We start from the raw sequence: 17,820 nt of genomic DNA, 5'->3' as shown, positions 1-17,820 counted from the left end.
CTGCCAGGTCGGGGGTCCGCCAGCATCACGGGGTCGTAGTGGGTATCGACGCCGCGTTCCGCGGCGTTACACCTCACGCACTATGTGTCGTAGGTCACTCGAATGGGCGACACCTACAACGGTTGTTGTCGGGTCAGCGCATGTGCGTGTGACGCGCCTGGGAGATAGCGATGAGCTCCTGACGAACGGTCGCGGTGGCCGCGGTGTCGATCGCCCGGTTCAGCGCCCGGCGAGTGCGAGCCTCGGCGCGACGGGCACGGAGCTTGGCGGCGATGTTGTTCATCGGTTTTTGTCATCCCCTTGGGAGTAGGTCTTGCGTCTTCGTGGCTGTGCTCCTAGTATGCACCCTTTTTCACAAGGAAGCCAACGATTATCCGGTGACTTGGCACACCTGCCGATGAATCATCGGCAACATGAGCGTAAAACCGGAGAGATTTGGTGGCGCCGGTCACTTCTTGATAACGCCGACGGCGCGACGAAGGGACGGTAGGAGTCTCTACCGCTTTCTAGAGCTGAAGCTATAAAGCCTGAGAGAGGCTTAGTCCCGGCCGAGCAGGTAGTGGCCGAAGTGCGGGACGGTGAACGCGATGTGCCCGCGCTCGGCGGAGTACACCAGGCCCTTCTTCATCAGGCTGTCCCGCGCCGGCGACAGCGAGGAAGGCTTCCGCCCCAGGTAGACGGCCACATCGGCGGTCCCGGCGGATTCGTCCCGGCCCTGCGTCAGCTCCGCCATCGCGAGCAGGTACTCGCGTTCCGCGGGCGTCGCGCGTTCGTAGCGGGAGCCGAAGAAGCCGACCGCGAGCTCGGACTCGGCCTCCGGCGCGGCGACCTGGACGTCCTTCACGGTGATGGGGTCCGCCGGCGCGGCGTCCCAGGCGGCCTTGCCGTAGGCCTGGATGAAGTACGGATAGCCGCCGGACGCGTCGAACAGGGCGTCCAACGCCTCCGGTTCGATACCCGCGTCCTCACGTTCGATCGGCGCCATCACCGCGAGGTCGGCGTCTTCGCGCTCCAGCCGGTCGATGCGCGCGTAGCGGAAGAGGCGTTCCGAGTACGACTTCGACGCCGAAAGGACGGCGGGCACGTGTGGCAGTCCCGCGCCGACCACGACCAGCGGCGCCCCGGACTGCGAGAGTTCGTGGCAGGCGGCGCAGAGCGCGGAAACGTCCTCCGGCAGCAGATCTTGGATCTCGTCGATCAGCAGCGCGACCCCGGTGCCGACGTCGGCCGCCAGCTCCGCGACCTCGGTGAACAGCTCGACCAGGTCGATCTCGATGTCGCCGGAATCGGCGCGGCCCTGTGCGGCGGGCACGTCGATGCCGGGCTGCCAGCGGTCACGGAGCTTCGCGTCTGGTTTGTTGGCGCGCAGCGCGAACGCCTTGAGCACACCGAGCACCTGCTCGACCCGGTCCGGCGCGCGATGCCGTACGGCGAGGTCGCGGATCGCGCGGTGCAACGCGGCCGAGAGGGGCCGTCTCAGTTCGGTGTCCGGACGGGCCTCGATCTTGCCTGCGCCCCAGCCGTGCTTGATGGCCCTGGAGCGCAGCTCGCCCAGCAATACGGTCTTTCCCACACCACGCAGGCCGGTCAGCATCAGGCTGCGTTCGGGTCTCCCCCGCGCGACCCGTTCGAGCACGACCTCGAAGGCCTGGAGCTCGCGGACGCGACCTGCCAGCTCGGGTGGCCGTTGGCCGGCACCCGGGGCGAAGGGGTTGCGGATGGGATCCACTCTTCCACGCTATCGGCGTTTCTAGCGTCGGTCCGATATTCCGCCATAGAGGGATAGGCGTGTCGCGGCGGGTTACTCCGAGTGGACGGGTCTGCAGCCCCGTCCCTCGTTCTTACTCACTCAGGTTGCGTTCCGCGTAGATCTTCATCGCGTCACGGATGTATTCCGCGGTACCCGCGCCGTGCTTCTCGTCGTACTGCCCGTAGCGCGGGTCGTCGACGTACAGCTGCCCGAGGCCGGCGAAGTAGCCCTTCGACACGGCCCGCACGGCCGGCCGGAGCCACTCGTACAGCCGCCGCGTGATCGCCTGGGCCTCGTCGCCGTCGGCGGGCAGGCCCTGCGCGCGGGCCTCGCCGAACGCGGCCGCGATGTCCTTCTGTTCCTGCTGGTGCGCCTTCTTGTCCTCGGCGCTCAGCGACTTCCACCACCGGTCACCCTGCTTGTAGGCGTCGGCGCCCCAGCGTTCGGTGACCTCCTTCTCGTACTTCGTGTGGTCGAAGCCGTCGAACACTTCCGTTGCCATCAGTTGTTCACCTCTCTCCGTCTTCTTCAAGGTCGTTTTGACCGATTCGATCTGCCGTCCGAGCCGCTGTCGCTCCTGCTCCAGCCACTTCAGGTGCGTGCGAAGCGCCGCTGTCGTGTCCTGCTCCCCTTCGAGGACTTCGCCGATCGCGGGCAGGCTCAGCCCGAGTTCGCGAAGCAGCAGGATCCGTTGCAGCCGCACCAGCGCGTCCTGGTCGTAGTAGCGGTATCCGTTGCTCCCCACCCGGCTCGGTTCGAGCAGCCCGATGTCGCCGTAGTGGCGCAGCGTGCGGCTCGTGGTCCCGGCCGAGCGGGCGATGTCCTGGATCGACCACTCCGTCTCGTTCGACATGTCCACGAAGGTAGAGGTTGACGTTGCGTCAAAGTCAATCGAAGTTCACCCGACCGTGGCATGGTTCACGGATGAAGACATTCGCGCTGGTCATGGCCGCTGCGCTGACCTTGACGACGGCCGGGGTCGCCGACGCGCAGCCGCGTCGCGCCTTCGACATCCAGGCCCACCGCGGCGGCCTCGGCCTCACGGTCGAGAGCACGCTCGCGTCCTTCGGCAAGGCGATGGAGCTGGGGGTGACCACGCTCGAACTCGACCTCCAGATCACCAAGGACGGTCGCGAGGTGATCACCCACGACCGCAAGACGACGCCCGCGAAGTGCCGCGACACCGCGCCCGCGACGCCCGGCGACCCGGCGTACCCGTACGTCGGCAAATACGTGAAGGACCTGACGTTCGCGCAGGTCCGCACGCTGGACTGCGGTTCGATCCGCCAGCCCGCCCATCCCGGCCAGACGCTCTCCCCCGGCGCCAGGATGCCGACGCTCGCCGAGCTGTTCCAACTCGCCAGGGACCACCACGCGTGGGGGATCAAGTTCAACATCGAGACCAAGGTCGAGGCCGCCGCGCCGCACGAGACGGCCCCGCGTGAGCAGTTCGTCCAGCGGGCGGTGCGCGAGATCGTGCGCGGCGGGTTCGCGCGCAACGTCTCGATCCAGAGCTTCGACTGGGGCGCGCTGATGCGGTTCCGCGAGGTCGCGCCGTGGATCCCGACGGTCGCGCTCACCCAGCCCGAGTTCCTGCAGGTCGGGCAGCCGGGCAAATCGCCGTGGCTCGGCGGGCTGGACATCGACGACTTCGGCGGCAGCCCCGTCCGCGCGGTGAAATCGTTCGGCGCGAGCGCGCTCTCGCCGGTGCACGGCAACCCGCAGGGCGGCAAGGTCGGCGACCCCGACTACCGGCCGTTCACCACGAAGGCTCTGGTCACCGAGGCGCACCGGGCGGGGATCAAGGTCGTGCCCTGGACGATCGACGACCCGGCCACCATGCACAAACTCATCGACGACGGCGTCGACGGCATCATCACCGACTACCCGGACCGGCTGCGGCAGGTCGCGGCCGACCGCGGCTTCAAGCTGCCGAAGGCGTATCGGGCCCGCTAGCGAAATCTAGCGCTTTCTAGCACCAGAGAAATATTCCGGGATACACCGTTAGCGCGGTTCGGCGCGGTGGCGGGCGGGAAGACTGGGGTTAGGTTTGTTTCCCGGGTCCGGATCCAGAAAGGTTTACGACCGTGATTCTCCGTCGCGTCGCACGTCCGCTCCTCGCCGCGATCTTCATCTCCGGCGGGATCGGCGCGCTGAAGGACACCCAGGGGCACGCCAAAGCCGCGGAGCCGTTCCTCACCGAGTCCTTCGACAAGCTGGAGGGCGTGGTGCCGGAATCGGTGCCGCGCGATCCCGCCACCCTCGTCCGGATCGACGCCGCGGTGAAGGTCGGCGCCGGGGTCGCGCTCGCCGCGGGCAAGGCGCCGCGCCTGGCCTCGCTACTGCTGCTCGGCAGCCTGGTCCCGACCACGCTGGCCGCGCACCGGTTCTGGGAGATCAAGGAACCGGCCGAGCGTCAGCAGCAGCAGATCCAGTTCATCAAGAACGCCGGCCTCGCCGGTGGCCTGCTGCTCGCCGCCGCCGACACGGCGGGCAAGCCGTCGCTCGGCTGGCGCGCCAAGCGGGCTGCCGCCAAGACGGAGAAGCGCGCCGAGAAGCTGGCGAAGAAGGCCGAGAAGGCCATCGCGAAGTAGCTCGCCCTCAGCGAAATGTCATGAACGACCCTTTCCTGACGAAAAACGTCAGGAAAGGGTCGTTCATGACATTCGCGAGATACGGCCTCACCCGGTGAAGGCCTCGATGTCCTCCGCCTCGACGACGGTGCGGACCTCGACCTCGATCTCCTCGAACAGCTCCGCGTAGGTCTCCGCGAACGCGACGGCCTCCGCCAGGTCCTTGGCGTTGATCAGCGCGAACCCGCCGATGACCTCCTTGGCCTCGGTGAACGGGCCGTCGGTCGCGGTGATCTTGCCGCCGCGCGCCTTGCGGACCCTCGCGCCCCGCTCGGAGGGATGCACACCCTCCGCCGTGATGAGGATGCCCTTCTCGAACGAGTCCTCGATGAAGGCGCCCATCTTCTCGATGAACTCCTTGCTGGGGTTCCAGGCCTCCGGGGCGCTCTCGTCCAGCCGGTGCATCATCAGAAACCGCATCGTCGCTCCTCAGTGTCTTGGCGGGGCTGTTTCTACCCCGCCTTCACCGACGCGTCGAGCGGCTCGACGGCGGTTCGACATTTCGACACAAAAGTTTTCTCAGCGGCTCGCGACCTTCTTGTACTGGGCCGTCGCCAGCGGCGCGAAGATCGCGATGATGGCGATGCAGCACAGGATCGCGTACAGCGAGGCGTTCTCGGCGGGCCAGCCCGTCGGGGGTGCGCCGAAGCGGTTCCCGAAGAGGTCACGGGCCGAGTTGATCACCGCGGTGAACGGGTTCCAGTCGGCGATCGTCTTCAGCACGCCCGGCAGCTTGTCCGCCGGGACGAACGCCGTCGAGATGAAGCTCAACGGGAACATCCACATCAGCCCGGCGCTCTGCGCCACCTCGACACTGCGCGCGACGAGTCCGATCCACGCGCCGACCCAGGACAGCGCCCAGGCGAACATCAGCATCACCAGGTAACCGAGCACGGCGTCGAGGAAGCTGCCGCGGATCCGCCAGCCGACCAGCAGCCCGCACAGCGACATGACGACCAGCGCGACCACGCTGATCACCAGGTCGGACGTCGTCCGGCCGAAGATCACCGCGAGCCGCGAGATCGGCAGCGAACGGAACCTGTCGATGATGCCCTTCTGCAGGTCGTTCGCGAACCCGATCACGGTGAACGCCGAGTTGAACGCGACCGTCTGCGCGAAGATGCCGGCGATCAGGAACTCCCGGTACGCGAGTCCGCCGGCCTCCCCGCCGATGGCGTCGCCGAAGACGTACGCGAACAGCAGCACGAACATGATCGGCTGCAGCGTCGCCGCCATCAGCCAGTCCGGGTTGCGCTGGACGTTCTTCAGGTTCCGCCAGGTGATCACGCCACCGTCGGAAAAGGCCTTCGCGACCGCGCTCACTTCTTCTCCCCCTCGTCCGTGGCGTGCCCTGTCAGCGAAAGGAAGACGTCGTCGAGCGTCGGCCGGTGCAGCGCGACGTCCTGGACGGCGACACCTTGCGCGTCCAGCCGCCGCAACGCTTCGATCAGCGCCTTCGGCCCGCCCTCGACCAGGACGTCGACCTTGCGGGTGTGCTCGTCGACCGACGGCGTGCCCGAGCCGACCTCGGTGAGCACCTGCGTGGTCATGGCGAGGTCGCTCGTGTTCGCCACGACGAGCTCCAGCCGCTCGCCGCCGATCTCCTGCTTGAGCTCGTCGGCGGTGCCGCGCGCGATGACCTTCCCCTTGTCGATCACCACGATCGAGTCGGCGAGCTGATCCGCCTCCTCCAGGTACTGCGTCGTCAGCAGCACGGTGGTGCCGTCGGCGACGAGTTCCTTGATGACCTCCCAGGTGTCGATCCGGCCGCGCGGATCGAGCCCGGTGGTCGGTTCGTCGAGGATCACCACGGTCGGCTCGGCGACCAGCGCACCCGCCAGGTCGAGCCGCCGCCGCATCCCGCCGGAATACGTCTTGGCGGGACGATCCGCCGCGTCCTCCAGCCGGAACCGGGCGAGCAGCTCACGTGCCCGCGACTTCGCCGCGGCCTTCTTGCTCCCGTACAGCCTGCCGACCATGTACAGGTTCTCGAAGCCGGTGAGGTTCTCGTCCACGGCGGCGTACTGCCCGGACAGCCCGATCGACCGCCGGACGGCGTCGGGCTGGGCCAGCACGTCGTGCCCGGCCACCTCCGCCTCGCCCGAATCCGGGCGGAGCAGCGTGGTCAGGATGCGGACCGTCGTCGTTTTGCCGGCGCCGTTCGGCCCCAGCAGGCCCAGCACCTTGCCCGTCGGGATCGACAGATCGACCCCGTCGAGCGCCCGGGTGGACCCATAGGTTTTGACCAGCGCTTTCGCCTGAACCGCGAACATGCGGTCAACCTAGACCCCGGCACCGACAAAGGCACCGGGGTTTTTCCCGGATCCGCTTCGGGCGAACGGCTTACTTCTCCAGGATGGCCGTCACGCCCTGGCCGCCCGCGGCGCAGATCGAGATGAGTCCGCGGCCGGATCCCTTCTCGCTCAACAGCTTCGCGAGGGTGGCGACGATGCGGCCACCGGTCGCGGCGAACGGGTGCCCGGCCGCCAGTGACGAGCCGTTGACGTTCAGCTTCGCCCGATCGATGGAGCCGAGCGGTTCGTCGAGACCCAGCTTCGACTTCGCGAACTGCGGGTCCTCCCACGCCTTGAGGGTGGCGAGCACCTGCGAGGCGAAGGCCTCGTGGATCTCGTAGAAGTCGAAGTCCTGCAGGGTGAGCCCGGCGCGCGTGAGCATCTGCGGGACGGCGTACGCGGGCGCCATCAGCAGGCCTTCGTCGCCGTGGACGTAGTCGACGGCCGCGGTCTGCGAGAACGTCAGGTACGCCAGCACCGGCAGCTTGCGCGCCTTCGCCCACTGCTCGGTCGCGAGCAGGACGGTCGACGCGCCGTCGGACAGCGGCGTCGAGTTGCCCGCGGTCATCGTGCCGTCAGGGCCACCGAAGGCGGGCTTCAGCTTCGCGAGCTTCTCGACGCTGGAGTCCGGCCGCAGGTTCTGGTCGCGCGCCAGCTTGAGGTACGGCGTCACCAGGTCGTCGAAGAAGCCCTTGTCGTACGCGGCTCCGAGCCGCTGGTGGCTGGTGGCGGCGAGTTCGTCCTGCGCCTCGCGCGTGATCTCCCAGACCTTCGCGGTCAGCGCGGCGTGCTCGCCCATCGACAGGCCCGTGCGCGGCTCGGAGTTGCGCGGGATCTCGGGGACGATGTGGCCGGGGCGCAGCTTCGCGGCCAGCTTCAGCCGGTCGGGGAGCGTCTTCGCGGCGTTGAGCTGCACGAGGATCTGGCGAAGGTCGTCGTTGACCGCCAGCGGCGCGTCGGACGTGGTGTCGACGCCGCCCGCGATGGCCGAGTCGATCTGGCCGAGGGCGATCTTGTTGGCGACGTTGATGATCGCCTGGAGGCCGGTGCCGCAGGCCATCTGCACGTCGGAGGCCGGGGTGGCGGGGTTCAGCCTGCTGCCGAGGACGCTTTCGCGGGCGAGGTTGAAGTCGCGGGCGTGCTTGAGCACCGCGCCGGCGGCGACCTCGCCGATCACCTCGTCCTGCAGGGAGAAGCGGCTGACCAGGCCGTCGAGGGCGGCCGTGAACATGTCTTGGTTCGACGCTTTCGCGTACGGACCGTTCGAGCGGGCGAAGGGGATCCGGTTGCCGCCGATGATCGCGACCTTGCGCACGGGTGCCGTCCTTTTCGTGGCCATTTTTTCCACTCCTCCGTAGGCTCTCTCACACTGTAACCTACTAGCGAGTAGGTTAGACTGCGACGTGACGCAAACTGCACGGGAGGCACGTAATGGCTGACAGGTACCAGCAGTTCACGAAATCCCCGGTGGGGAAGTTCGTGGTGCCGAAGCTCGGCCTGCCGAACCCCGCGACGCTCCGCCGATACAAGCCCGGCCAGCCCGCTCTCGAGGGTCCCGCACTTCTGGGCGCCGCGCCGGGCGGTCGTCTCGAAAAGGTGATCGAGGCGCAGCTGCACCGCGCGGGTATCGAGGTCATCTCGGCCGCGACGGACAGGCACGCCGCGCTCGTCTTCGACGCGACAGGTGTGAAGGACCCGAAGCAGCTCCGCGAGGTCTACAACTTCTTCCACCCGGTGATCCGGAGCGTCGGTCCGTCGGGCCGCGTCGTCGTTCTCGGGACGCCGCCGGAGCTGGCCGAAGGCAACGAGCGGATCGCCCAGCGCGCGCTCGAAGGCTTCGTCCGTTCCGTCGGTAAGGAGCTGAAGCGCGGCGCGACCGCTCAGCTCGTGTACGTCGCCGAAGGAGCCGAAGAGGCTACTGAGTCCACGCTCCGGTTCCTGCTCTCGTCGAAGTCCGCCTTCGTCGACGCCCAGGTCATCCGCGTCGGCACCGAGACCAAGACCGCCTCCGCACCCGCCGACTGGACGAAGCCCCTCGAAGGCAAGGTCGCCCTGGTCACCGGTGCCTCCCGCGGTATCGGCGCCGCCATCGCCGAAGTGCTCGGCCGCGACGGCGCCCACGTCGTCGCGCTCGACATCCCCGCACAGGGCGCGGACCTGTCGAAGGTGGCCAACAAGGTCGGCGGCTCGGCGCTGCAGATGGACATCACCGCCGCCGACGCGCCCGAGAAGCTCGCCGAGTACCTCGTCACCCGCCACGGCGGCGTCGACATCGTCGTGCACAACGCGGGCATCACGCGCGACAAGACGCTGGGCAACATGACCGAAGGCGGCTGGGACTCGGTGATCGCGGTCAACCTCGCCTCGCAGCTCGCGGTGAACGAGAAGCTGCTCACGGACAAGGTGCTGCGCGAGAACGGCCGCATCATCGGCGTCTCCTCGATCGCCGGCATCGCGGGCAACGTCGGCCAGACCAACTACGCCACCAGCAAGGCGGGCGTCATCGGCATGGTGAACGTCGGCGCGCCGAAGCTCGCCGAATACGGCGGCACGATCAACGCCGTCGCGCCCGGCTTCATCGAGACCAAGATGACCGCCGCCGTGCCGCTGTTCATCCGCGAAGCCGGGCGGCGGCTGTCCAGCCTCGGCCAGGGCGGGCTTCCGGTCGACGTCGCCGAGACGATCGCCTGGTACGCGAACCCGGCTTCGGCCGCGGTCAACGGCAACGTGGTCCGCGTCTGCGGCCAGGCACTGCTGGGGGCGTGAACATGGCGGTCAAGGAACTCCACGAGTCGCCGAGCCTGTCTTCGTTGTACCCCAAGGCGTTGCTCGGCTCGCTGCGCAAAAGCGGCGGGAACACGCTGCCGTCGACCGAATTCGTCCGCGAGGGCGTCGTCGTCGACCCGGCCCATCTCGCCGCGTACAACCAGGTGTGCGGATTCCGGCTCGACGACGTGCTCCCGGCGACGTATCCGCACATCCTCGCCTTCCCGCTGCAGATGGCGCTGATGACCGAGGACGACTTCCCGTTCCCGTTGCTGGGCATGGTGCACGTCGCGAACCGGATCACCCAGCACCGGCAGCTGCGGCTCGACGAGTCGTTCACCCTGCGCGTGCGCGCCGAGGATCTGCGCCCGCACGAGAAGGGCAAGCAGTTCGACGTGATCAGCGAACTGCTCGTCAACGACAGTCCTGTGTGGACGGACGTCAGCACGTACCTGCGCCGCGGTGGCGGCAGTGGCGAGAAGGCCTCACGCGGTCAGCTCTCGCAGCCCTCGCCCACTGCGATCTGGCACGTGCCCGGCGACATCGGCCGCCGCTACGCCGAGGTCTCCGGCGACCGCAACCCGATCCACCTGCACCCGATCACCGCGAAGGCGTTCGGCTTCCCGTCCGCGATCGCGCACGGCATGTGGACGAAGGCGCACGCGCTCGCGGCGTTCGAAGGCAGGCTGCCGGAGGCGTTCACCGTCGACGTCAAGTTCAAGCAGCCGGTCCTGCTGCCCGCCAAGGCCGCTTTCACCACGTGGAGTGAAGGTGGCGGCTGGGCATTCGAGCTGTGGAACGCGCGCAAGCCGAAGCCGCACCTGGAGGGCTCAGTCGTCGCTCTCTGACGGCTTCCAGATCTCGCCCTCGACCAGGTCGTTGAACCCGAGCCAGACCAGGTTCATCAGCCACGAGGCGAGTACGCCGTCGGAGACATCGGGGTGGTCGAGCGCCCAGTCGGCCAGCGACTCGGCCGCCCCGACCAGCGCGGCGGACAGCCCGGCGCCGGAGAACTCGGCCTGCTCGCCGAGGCCCTTGCGGGTGCCGGCGGAGACGACCAGCGCGGCGACCAGTTCGATCGCGCGGGTGCGCATGTCGGTGATCTCCGCGGCGAAGGTGCCGCCGACGGTCATGGCCTGGCGGTGCAGCACCGTCCAGGACTCGCGGTAGTCGGCGACGAAGCGGTAGAACGCGCGCAGGCCGTGCCAAAGCTGCATGTCGGGCGGCAGATCGGGTTTGATCCCGTCCTGCACCGCCTCCAGCAGGCGGGTGGCTTCGCGGCGGATGCACGCGCCGAAGAGGTCTTCCTTGGAGCCGAGGTAGGTGTAGATCATCGGCTTGGACACGCCGGCGACCTCGGAGATCTCGTCCATCGACGCGGAGTGATAGCCGTAGCGCGAGAACACCGAGACCGCTGCGTCCAGGATCTGGCGTTCCCGCACCGCTCTCGGCAGCCTTTTGGCGCGTTCGGCGGGACGCGGCACTTCCTCGGACAACTCAAGACCTCCCATTAGTTCGCGTAAGACGCTACCGGGCTACCACCGTCGTGGGTGATTTCGGCACGCTTGCCCGCCTACCTACTGGCGGGTAGCCTTACGCCTTGGTAGGTGGAACTGGAGGGAAGATGACCGAGATCGTGGGGCTGACCGGCCGCGCGCTGGTCGACGCGCTGGAACGGATCGAGCCGGATTCGGCCGAAGCGCACTCTCTCGACGTCAACGAGGTCGCGGGCGCCATCGACCCGAAGGACCTCGGCAAGGACGACGTCCGGCGGCTGCTCACCGCGCTGGGACGCCTGGCGGAGTCCGCGCCCGCTTTCGACCTCCGCAAGGTCGACCCGGTCCGGTTCGCGAACCTCGTCGCCCGCGCCTCGCGCACGCAACTCGAGAGCGTCGTCGCCGAACGGCCGCTCCGGGAGCGCGTGCTGCGCGAGATCTTCGACCGCATGGGCGCCCACATCCGGCAGGACCGCGCGAAGACGCTGCACGCCGTCGTCCACTGGCGGCTTTCCGGCGGCACCGGCGACGGCGGTTACGACCGCTACGAAACGGTGATCTCGCACGGCGAGTGCACCGTCAGCCGCGACATGAAGGAGAAGCCGAGGGTGACGATCACGATCGCGCCCGTCGATTTCTTCCGGCTCATCACCCATCAGGCGACACCCGCTGTGCTATTCGTCACCGGAAAGATCAAAGTAAAAGGTGACCTGGCATTCGCGGCGGGCCTGATCGGTTTCTTCGACCTGCCGAAGCCGTCCTGAACCCGGCCGAGCAGATACACTTCCGTGCCGTGCCCCGAAATTCCCCGAACCGGCGCTGGCGGGACAAGGTACGCCTTTCCCGTCCGTTGCGGCTGCACAAGACGCGCACCGGTGGCGAGCACGTCATCAACGCGTTCGCGGAGAAGCTCGAGCTCGCCAAACTGAGCCCCGAGCAGTTCACGCAGGTGCTGGAAACCCTGCACATGCTGGGCGAAACCGGTGCGGGCATTGAGCTGAGCTCACTGGAGACCGAGGTGCTGGTCGACGTCGTGCAACGGGCGTCACGGGAGCAGCTCAAGGCGATCGCCGATCACCCGGAACTGCGTTCGGCGTTCCTCGACGAGATTTTCCGCAGAATGTCGGATCATTTCGTTCCCGAACGCGCGCGACATGTCGACTTCGTCGTCGCATGGCGTTTCACCGATGGTGACGGAGAAGACGGTTTCGATCGTTTTCAAACGGTCATCGAGGACGGCGTCTGCGTTTCGAGCACGGATCTCGCGCGCACTCCGGACACCACCATCACCCTTTCCGTCGACGACTTCATCCGGATGGCGACCGGCAACGCGGCGGTGGCGGCGATGTTCGTGACGGGCAAGGTCAAGGTGAAGGGCGAGTACGCGCCTGCCGTGCGGTTCAGCGGGTACTTCGACATCCCGAAGCCGAGCGGCGCCTAGCCACTTGTTTCGTCGAGAGTCCGCTGCCGTGTCCGGCGGTAGCGGACGTTCGGACTGCGCAGATTCTTCTCTGTCGCCTCGATCAGGCCTTGGCGAAGAAGAACGCCGATCCACCGGGACACTGTCCGGTCAGGAAGCCCTGTCTCCGCGACCAAATCGGCACGGCTCGCTTCCTTTTCGTCCAGCGCCGAAAGAATCTCCTCACGGCGATCGGCACGGCGTTGTTCCCGGACCGGGCCGTCGACGGACGCTGGAACAACGTCGTCGGCGAGCGTGTAGTGCGCGTACCGCCGCCCGCCGGCAGGGACGAGCAGGCCGCGGGCGACCAGGTCGCCGAGTTCTTCGGTAGCGACACGGGAGTCCAGGTCGTTCGCGTTGCGGTAAGCCTGATTGTTGAGTGTTTCGCCGTGGAACAACATCGCGAGACCATGGCATTGACTGTCGGTCAGTCCATGTTCGTGAAGTGACGCGATCCACTGGACGGCGCCGTCTCCCATCAGTGTGTGATTGGGGAACGTGGCCGAGAACGTGGAGATGTCATCGGCGAACCGCGGTGGACTGAGCTTGGCGTCTCGCATGGCGGCCAGCATCGCCGGAATTCCGGAGCCGCGATTTTCGCAGATCGGACGGTCCGAGCCGGGCAGTGGCGTGTCTTCCAGGACCTTCAGCAAGGTCGCGTTGCGAGCCGAGGAGGTGCCTTCCACGCCGAGATTTTCCTCGCGAACCGACCCGTAGAGGCCTCCGGGATTGCGAATGACGAGGCGGTCGGGATACATCTCGACCTGCACTTGAGTTCCCTGCGACGGGCCGGAGTAGTCGCGATGGACCAAGGCGTTCACCACTGCCTCGCGTAGAGCCGTTTCGGGATACTCCCAAGTCTCGGCTCGCCCCGCGCCACGAATCGTGGATCGACGCTTCATGTTGCGGCGAAGAGCGACAAGGGCTTCGTCGACGATCGCCGGGATCGGTCCTTCTGCCGCGATGTTGTCGATGAACCTCGTGCCACTTCGAGGGTCTGGTCCCGACTTGGTCGGGTAGTGGACGAAGGTCAGCATGAGCTGAGGGAAGAACTCCTGCGGATATTCGCCCAACGAGAGGAGCCCGGCCAAGGACAGCTCGTCTCCGACGAGGATCTTCGCGCGACGCAGCGCCGAGGTGTCGTCGAGGTTCGCGAAGGCCCTGCCGCGGTGACGGCGGAGGCGGCTCAGAAAGGTACTGGTCAGGGCTCCGTCGAGGTTCGCGACCGTGGTGCCGGGGACGGGCTGCTCGTCGTCTCGGGGTTGACCACGGTTCGCCAGCATCAACTGGACCTCGTAGGGACTCAGTTTCCTGTCTCCATCGGCGACCCTGATGAAGCTGCCCTGTGTCATGCCGGTGCCGCGGTTGTACGCGGGTTTGCTGCCGGCGGGCAGTTCGGCGATCTCGGCCACCACCAGATCAGCGTCTTCGAAGCGGTGCGTCCCGATCAGCGGTCGGAGAGGGGGCTCCAGGTTCTCCGAACACATCGCGGCCAGATCGGCCTCCAGCTTCGCCGCATCTCGGACGCCGGTCGCTTCGAACCCCTGGGTTTCGTCGAGGCCGAGGATCAGTACGCCGCCGTTGGTGTTGGCGAAGGCGGAGAGTGTCTCGCGGACGCTCTTGGGCAGCTTCGTCTCTGCGCGTTTTGCCTCCACGAACGCATGATCACCGCCTAGTACGCGGAGATTCGCGATGATCTCGATGAGTTCTTCGTGGAGCATGTCGCCGTCCTAGCTTCGCCACTAGCTTCGCCACTAGCAGTGTAGTGGCGAAGCTAGTGGCGAAGTCGAGCGGCGTCTAGCCCTCGACGATGCGGCCCTCGATCACCGGCGGCTGCTTCTTGGTGGCCTCCGCGGGCGGCGTGTCCGTGACGACCTCGCTGTCCACGACCATCACCGGCCCGCGAGCGCGGTTCGCGAACTTGACCGCCCGGCGCTGCATCCGCTTCTGCCACACCTTGCGCGCGACACTCCGCGTCGGCGGCAGGATGAACAGCAGGCCGATGACGTCGCTGACGAAACCGGGCAGCAGGATCAGCAGGCCGCCGAGCCCGATCAGCATCCCGTCGGTGAGTTCCTTCTCCGCGTCGGCCGGACGGCCGAGCCGCGCGGACTCGGCGAACGCACGGAAGGCGCGGCCGCCTTCACGGCGCGCGAGCCAGGAGCCGACGAACGCGCCGGCGAAGAGCAGCGCGATCGTGCCGAGGACGCCAACGGCCGAGCCCACCGCCCACACGGCGGCGATCTCGGCGACGACATAGAGCAGGAACGCGACAGCCATACCTGGACAACGTACGGGTTGCCCGTTTTGCTCCCAACCCCCGGTCAGCCGATCCGGCGAAGGAACTCCTCCGCCTCACGTGGCCTGGTCAGCACGATCCGCCGCGCGTGCGCCCCTTGCTCCGCCAGCCTTCGCACCGTCCGCTCCCGGTAGTGCTTGGGCCAGCGCCAGACGTAGGAATAGAACTCCGGATCCAGCCTTTCGGGGCAGCCGGGTGCCTGCTTGTCCTGGCCGAGATCGCGCAGGCACCGCACGAGCACTCGGCGTAGGCAGACGCGGCGCGGGTAGTCGAGGAAGACGATCGTGTCCGCTCTCGGGAGGCGGAGATGCATCGACGCCCCATAGTTGCCGTCGATCACCCAGGCGTCGGACGCGATGACCTCCTGTTGCGCGGCGTGGAACTCGGCGTCCGGCGCCGGTGTCCACCCCGGCCGCCAGTAGAGCCCGTCGAGGTGGGTGACCGGCAGGCCGAGCGCGGCGCCGAGCCGTCGCGAGAACGTCGACTTCCCGGCGCCGCTGCAACCGACGACCATGATCCGCCGCACGGTCAGGCCTCGTCGAGGTACGCGGCGGCTTGCAACGTGAACAGTTCGGCGTAGCCGGCCTCCGCCGCCATCAGCTCGTCGTGTGTCCCGTATTCGGCGACCTTTCCGTGCTCCAGCAACAGGATCCGCTCCGCCTGCCGCACGGTGGAGAACCGGTGCGAGATGTACAGCGTCGTGCGTCCCTCCGAAAGCTCCCGCAGCCGCGAGAAGAGGTCGTGCTCGGCCTGGGCGTCCAGCGCGGAGGTCGGTTCGTCGAGGATCAGGATCGGCGCTTCTCGCAGGAATGCCCTGGCCAGCGCGATCTTCTGCCATTCGCCACCGGAGAGGCTGACACCCTGGTCGAACCAGCGGCCGAGCGGCGTGTCGTAGCCGCTGGGCAGGCGCTCGATCCGCTCGTCGGCACCGGCGCGTTTCGCCGACGTCTCGATCCGTTCCCGGTCGACGAGGTGCGTCAGGTCGCCGAGCCCGATGTTCTCGGCGGCGGTGCCCTGGTAGGTCACGTAATCCTGGAACATCGCACTGATCTGCCGCCGCAATTCCACCGGGTCGTACTCGCGGATGTCGACGTCGTCGAGCAGGATCCGCCCGCCCGTCGGGTCGTACAGCCGGCACAGCAGTTTGAACAGCGTCGATTTCCCGGCCCCGTTGCGGCCGACGACGGCGACGGTTTCACCCGGCCGGATCTCGAAGCTCACGCCGTCGAGGGCGGGATCAGCCGCTCCCGGATAGGTGAAGGACACTTCCTCGAACCGGATGTGTCCCTCCACAGTGGACGGAAGCGGCCGCGGCTCCGAAGGCGCGACGATCTCCGGTTTCGTCCCGAGGAAGCGATACAGCGTGTCGAGATAGAGATTGTTCTCGTACATCCCGGAAAACGCGGTGAACAGACCCTGCACGGACGTCTGCACCGACGCCGCGGCCGCCGTGTACAGCGCGAGGTCGCCGAGGGTGAGCCTGCCGCCGACGGCCTCCAGCGCGATGTACAGCGCGATCGCGGATCCGGCCGCGGTGCTGAGCAGACCCCACGATGTCGAGCTGACGCTGCGCTTGCGGGTCAGTGTCCGCTGACGGTCGTAGAAGACCTGCCCGAGCCGCTGGAAGCGGTCGACGAAGTACGGACCGAGGCCGAAGAGCTTGGTCTCCTTGGCATACGTGTCCGTGGTGACCAAGGAGTTCAGGTAGTCCATCCGCCGTTTCAGCGGCGACATCATCAAGGTCAGCCAGAACGCGCGGGCGCCGTACTTCGACTGCGAGATGAACGCGGGGATCGGCGCCACCAGCGCGACGAGCGCCAGCAGCGGGCTGATCGAGACCAGCAGGGCGATCATGCTGCCGAACGTGATCACCGTCCGGATCAGGCCCAACGCCGAGTTCATCATCGACAGCGGCCGGGTCGGCGCCTCCTGCGAGGCCTGACGCAACATGTCGTAGGACGCGGAACCCTCGAAATACGAGAGATGCAGCGCGCTCGCGTGATCCATCACCTGATGGCGGATGGTCAGCGTCATCCGTTCCTGCAGCAGCGACTGGCCATAGGTGGTCAGCGCCTGCGAAACCGCGGTGAGCACGAGGATGCCGAACTGGAAGAGGGCGACACCGACGATCGCGCTCTTCGTCCCGTGCCCCTGGATCGCCGCGACCACCGAGTCGATCAGCAGCTTCGCGATGTACGCGGTCGCCGTCGGGAGGAGACCGGAAAGCAGCGTCACCAGGGTGATCACGATGGTCAGGACCGGGCTCGCCTGCCAGGTCAGCTTCGCGACCTTCGGCAAGCCACGGACCGTACCCGTGACGTTGACCCACATGCGGTTGAGCCGGGACTTGAGGTCTTTCGGAACGGCTTCGGGTTCGGGCTCCGGGATGTCGACCGGGCCGGTCAGCCCGCTGTCGGGCACCGTCGACGGCGGACGACGGCGCCTGCCGCCACGCGCCATGAACAGTTCCAGGCCGCCTCCCCCACCGGGCGGGCCGATCACGCGGCCGCCAAGGCGCCGTTGAGGAACACGTCGACGAGCTCCATCGTGGTCGGCTCGTCACCGGTCTCGCTGAACCGGACCCGGCCGCTGAACAGCAGCGACAGGAAGAGCGCCGCGGACTGCGACGGGGGCAGGCGGAGCCGGTCCTTCTCCGGTTCGAACAGCTCGGCCATGGCGTCGCGCATGGCGCTCATCGACTCCTTGCGCCGGTCGTGGCGATCGTCGTGGCGATGCTCCAGCCGCCTGCCGGAGCCGTGCATGACCGCCATGAGCGCGCCCATGCGCTGGAGGTGCGCGCTGAGCGCGTCGGCCGCCTCGATGAGCCTGTCGTCGAGGGTCTGGTCGAGGTCGATGACCGCGATCGCGTCGAGGACCTGGTCGGGCTTCAGCGCTTCGGCGAAGCAGGTGGCGAACAGTTCGTCCTTGTCCTTGAACACGCGGAAGACGGTGCCTTCGCCGATGCCCGCGGCGCGCGCGATCTGGCTCGACGTGACGCCGGTGCCGTGTTCCACCAGCAAAGGCAGCACGGACTGGACGATCATCCGGCGCCGCTCGTCGGCACTCATCCCCGGCGCTCTCCGCCGGGTGGTGGTTTCTGTCATGCCTCCAGTGTGCGGAGTG

The 17,820-nt window shown here is 67.5% G+C and carries 19 protein-coding genes; 6 read left to right on the top strand and 13 right to left on the bottom strand.

Translation table 11 applies throughout. From position 1 onward, the window contains the following. Positions 1 to 133 precede the first annotated feature (133 nt). From AORI_RS83975 to AORI_RS80945, 3 genes are all read right to left on the bottom strand, one after another. Positions 134 to 283: a hypothetical protein gene (locus AORI_RS83975; protein WP_007032374.1), complete on the bottom strand. Its 150-nt coding sequence runs from the start codon at positions 281 to 283 to the stop codon at positions 134 to 136. Positions 284 to 538: 255 nt separating this feature from the next. Further along, entirely contained in the window at positions 539 to 1,729 is a 1,191-nt protein-coding gene (locus AORI_RS80950) for an ATP-binding protein (RefSeq protein ID WP_007032375.1), read from the bottom strand. A gap of 112 nt (positions 1,730 to 1,841) precedes the next feature. Then, positions 1,842 to 2,603, bottom strand: a complete 762-nt coding sequence (locus AORI_RS80945) for a MerR family transcriptional regulator (protein WP_043848471.1) — start codon at positions 2,601 to 2,603, stop codon at positions 1,842 to 1,844. Positions 2,604 to 2,674: 71 nt separating this feature from the next. Here AORI_RS80945 and AORI_RS80940 point away from each other — a divergent pair, with 71 nt between their 5' ends. Next, entirely contained in the window at positions 2,675 to 3,706 is a 1,032-nt protein-coding gene (locus tag AORI_RS80940; protein ID WP_016338227.1) for a glycerophosphodiester phosphodiesterase family protein, read from the top strand. Positions 3,707 to 3,837: 131 nt separating this feature from the next. Then, positions 3,838 to 4,344 (top strand): DoxX family membrane protein, encoded by a 507-nt coding sequence (locus tag AORI_RS80935; protein WP_016338226.1) that lies wholly within the window; start codon positions 3,838 to 3,840, stop codon positions 4,342 to 4,344. Positions 4,345 to 4,431: 87 nt separating this feature from the next. On the opposite strand, the gene AORI_RS80930 is transcribed toward AORI_RS80935, so the two are convergent. The 4 genes from AORI_RS80930 to AORI_RS80915 form a co-directional block, all read right to left on the bottom strand. Next, on the bottom strand, positions 4,432 to 4,803 hold the full coding sequence (locus tag AORI_RS80930; protein WP_016338225.1) for a YciI family protein: 372 nt from the start codon (positions 4,801 to 4,803) through the stop codon (positions 4,432 to 4,434). 99 nt (positions 4,804 to 4,902) lie between these two features. Continuing rightward, a complete protein-coding gene (locus AORI_RS80925) occupies positions 4,903 to 5,706 on the bottom strand; it encodes an ABC transporter permease (RefSeq protein WP_016338224.1) in 804 nt (267 codons plus the stop codon). Beyond that, on the bottom strand, positions 5,703 to 6,656 hold the full coding sequence (locus AORI_RS80920; RefSeq protein ID WP_016338223.1) for a daunorubicin resistance protein DrrA family ABC transporter ATP-binding protein: 954 nt from the start codon (positions 6,654 to 6,656) through the stop codon (positions 5,703 to 5,705). The genes AORI_RS80925 and AORI_RS80920 overlap by 4 nt, the downstream gene beginning before the upstream one ends. A 70-nt stretch (positions 6,657 to 6,726) precedes the next feature. Then, a complete protein-coding gene (locus AORI_RS80915; protein WP_037334323.1) occupies positions 6,727 to 8,016 on the bottom strand; it encodes an acetyl-CoA C-acetyltransferase in 1,290 nt (429 codons plus the stop codon). Between the two features lie 92 nt (positions 8,017 to 8,108). Between AORI_RS80915 and AORI_RS80910 the strand changes: the two genes are divergently transcribed. After that, positions 8,109 to 9,443 carry a 3-oxoacyl-ACP reductase gene (locus tag AORI_RS80910; RefSeq protein WP_016338221.1) on the top strand — a complete coding sequence of 445 codons (1,335 nt, stop codon included), beginning with the start codon at positions 8,109 to 8,111 and terminating at the stop codon, positions 9,441 to 9,443. A gap of 2 nt (positions 9,444 to 9,445) precedes the next feature. Then, positions 9,446 to 10,291 carry a MaoC family dehydratase gene (locus AORI_RS80905; protein ID WP_043848470.1) on the top strand — a complete coding sequence of 282 codons (846 nt, stop codon included), beginning with the start codon at positions 9,446 to 9,448 and terminating at the stop codon, positions 10,289 to 10,291. Here the strand turns inward: AORI_RS80905 and AORI_RS80900 are convergent. Further along, complete coding sequence (locus AORI_RS80900) at positions 10,274 to 10,939, bottom strand: TetR/AcrR family transcriptional regulator (protein ID WP_016338219.1); 666 nt, start codon at positions 10,937 to 10,939, stop codon at positions 10,274 to 10,276. The genes AORI_RS80905 and AORI_RS80900 overlap by 18 nt on opposite strands. 128 nt (positions 10,940 to 11,067) lie before the next feature. Here AORI_RS80900 and AORI_RS80895 point away from each other — a divergent pair, with 128 nt between their 5' ends. Continuing rightward, a complete protein-coding gene (locus AORI_RS80895) occupies positions 11,068 to 11,703 on the top strand; it encodes an SCP2 sterol-binding domain-containing protein (RefSeq protein WP_016338218.1) in 636 nt (211 codons plus the stop codon). 86 nt (positions 11,704 to 11,789) lie between these two features. Beyond that, positions 11,790 to 12,380, top strand: coding sequence for an SCP2 sterol-binding domain-containing protein (locus AORI_RS80890; RefSeq protein WP_016338217.1), 591 nt, complete (start codon positions 11,790 to 11,792; stop codon positions 12,378 to 12,380). Here the strand turns inward: AORI_RS80890 and AORI_RS80885 are convergent. The 5 genes from AORI_RS80885 to AORI_RS80865 form a co-directional block, all read right to left on the bottom strand. After that, positions 12,377 to 14,119: an ATP-binding protein gene (locus AORI_RS80885; RefSeq protein ID WP_016338216.1), complete on the bottom strand. Its 1,743-nt coding sequence runs from the start codon at positions 14,117 to 14,119 to the stop codon at positions 12,377 to 12,379. The two genes, AORI_RS80890 and AORI_RS80885, sit on opposite strands and share 4 nt — an antisense overlap. Positions 14,120 to 14,195: 76 nt before the next feature. Beyond that, positions 14,196 to 14,678 carry an FxsA family protein gene (locus AORI_RS80880; protein ID WP_016338215.1) on the bottom strand — a complete coding sequence of 161 codons (483 nt, stop codon included), beginning with the start codon at positions 14,676 to 14,678 and terminating at the stop codon, positions 14,196 to 14,198. Positions 14,679 to 14,722: 44 nt separating this feature from the next. Then, positions 14,723 to 15,223: a P-loop NTPase family protein gene (locus tag AORI_RS80875; RefSeq protein WP_016338214.1), complete on the bottom strand. Its 501-nt coding sequence runs from the start codon at positions 15,221 to 15,223 to the stop codon at positions 14,723 to 14,725. 2 nt (positions 15,224 to 15,225) lie between these two features. Further along, positions 15,226 to 17,169, bottom strand: a complete 1,944-nt coding sequence (locus AORI_RS80870; protein ID WP_123799212.1) for an ABC transporter ATP-binding protein — start codon at positions 17,167 to 17,169, stop codon at positions 15,226 to 15,228. A gap of 26 nt (positions 17,170 to 17,195) precedes the next feature. Beyond that, positions 17,196 to 17,765 carry a TetR/AcrR family transcriptional regulator gene (locus tag AORI_RS80865; protein WP_016338212.1) on the bottom strand — a complete coding sequence of 190 codons (570 nt, stop codon included), beginning with the start codon at positions 17,763 to 17,765 and terminating at the stop codon, positions 17,196 to 17,198. Between the last annotated feature and the right edge of the window lie 55 nt (positions 17,766 to 17,820).

The sequence above is a fragment of the Amycolatopsis keratiniphila genome, from assembly GCF_000400635.2.
GTDB lineage: Bacteria > Actinomycetota > Actinomycetes > Mycobacteriales > Pseudonocardiaceae > Amycolatopsis > Amycolatopsis keratiniphila.
The sequence above is the reverse complement of the archived record's forward strand: the minus strand, read 5'-3'. Positions and strand labels throughout refer to the sequence as shown.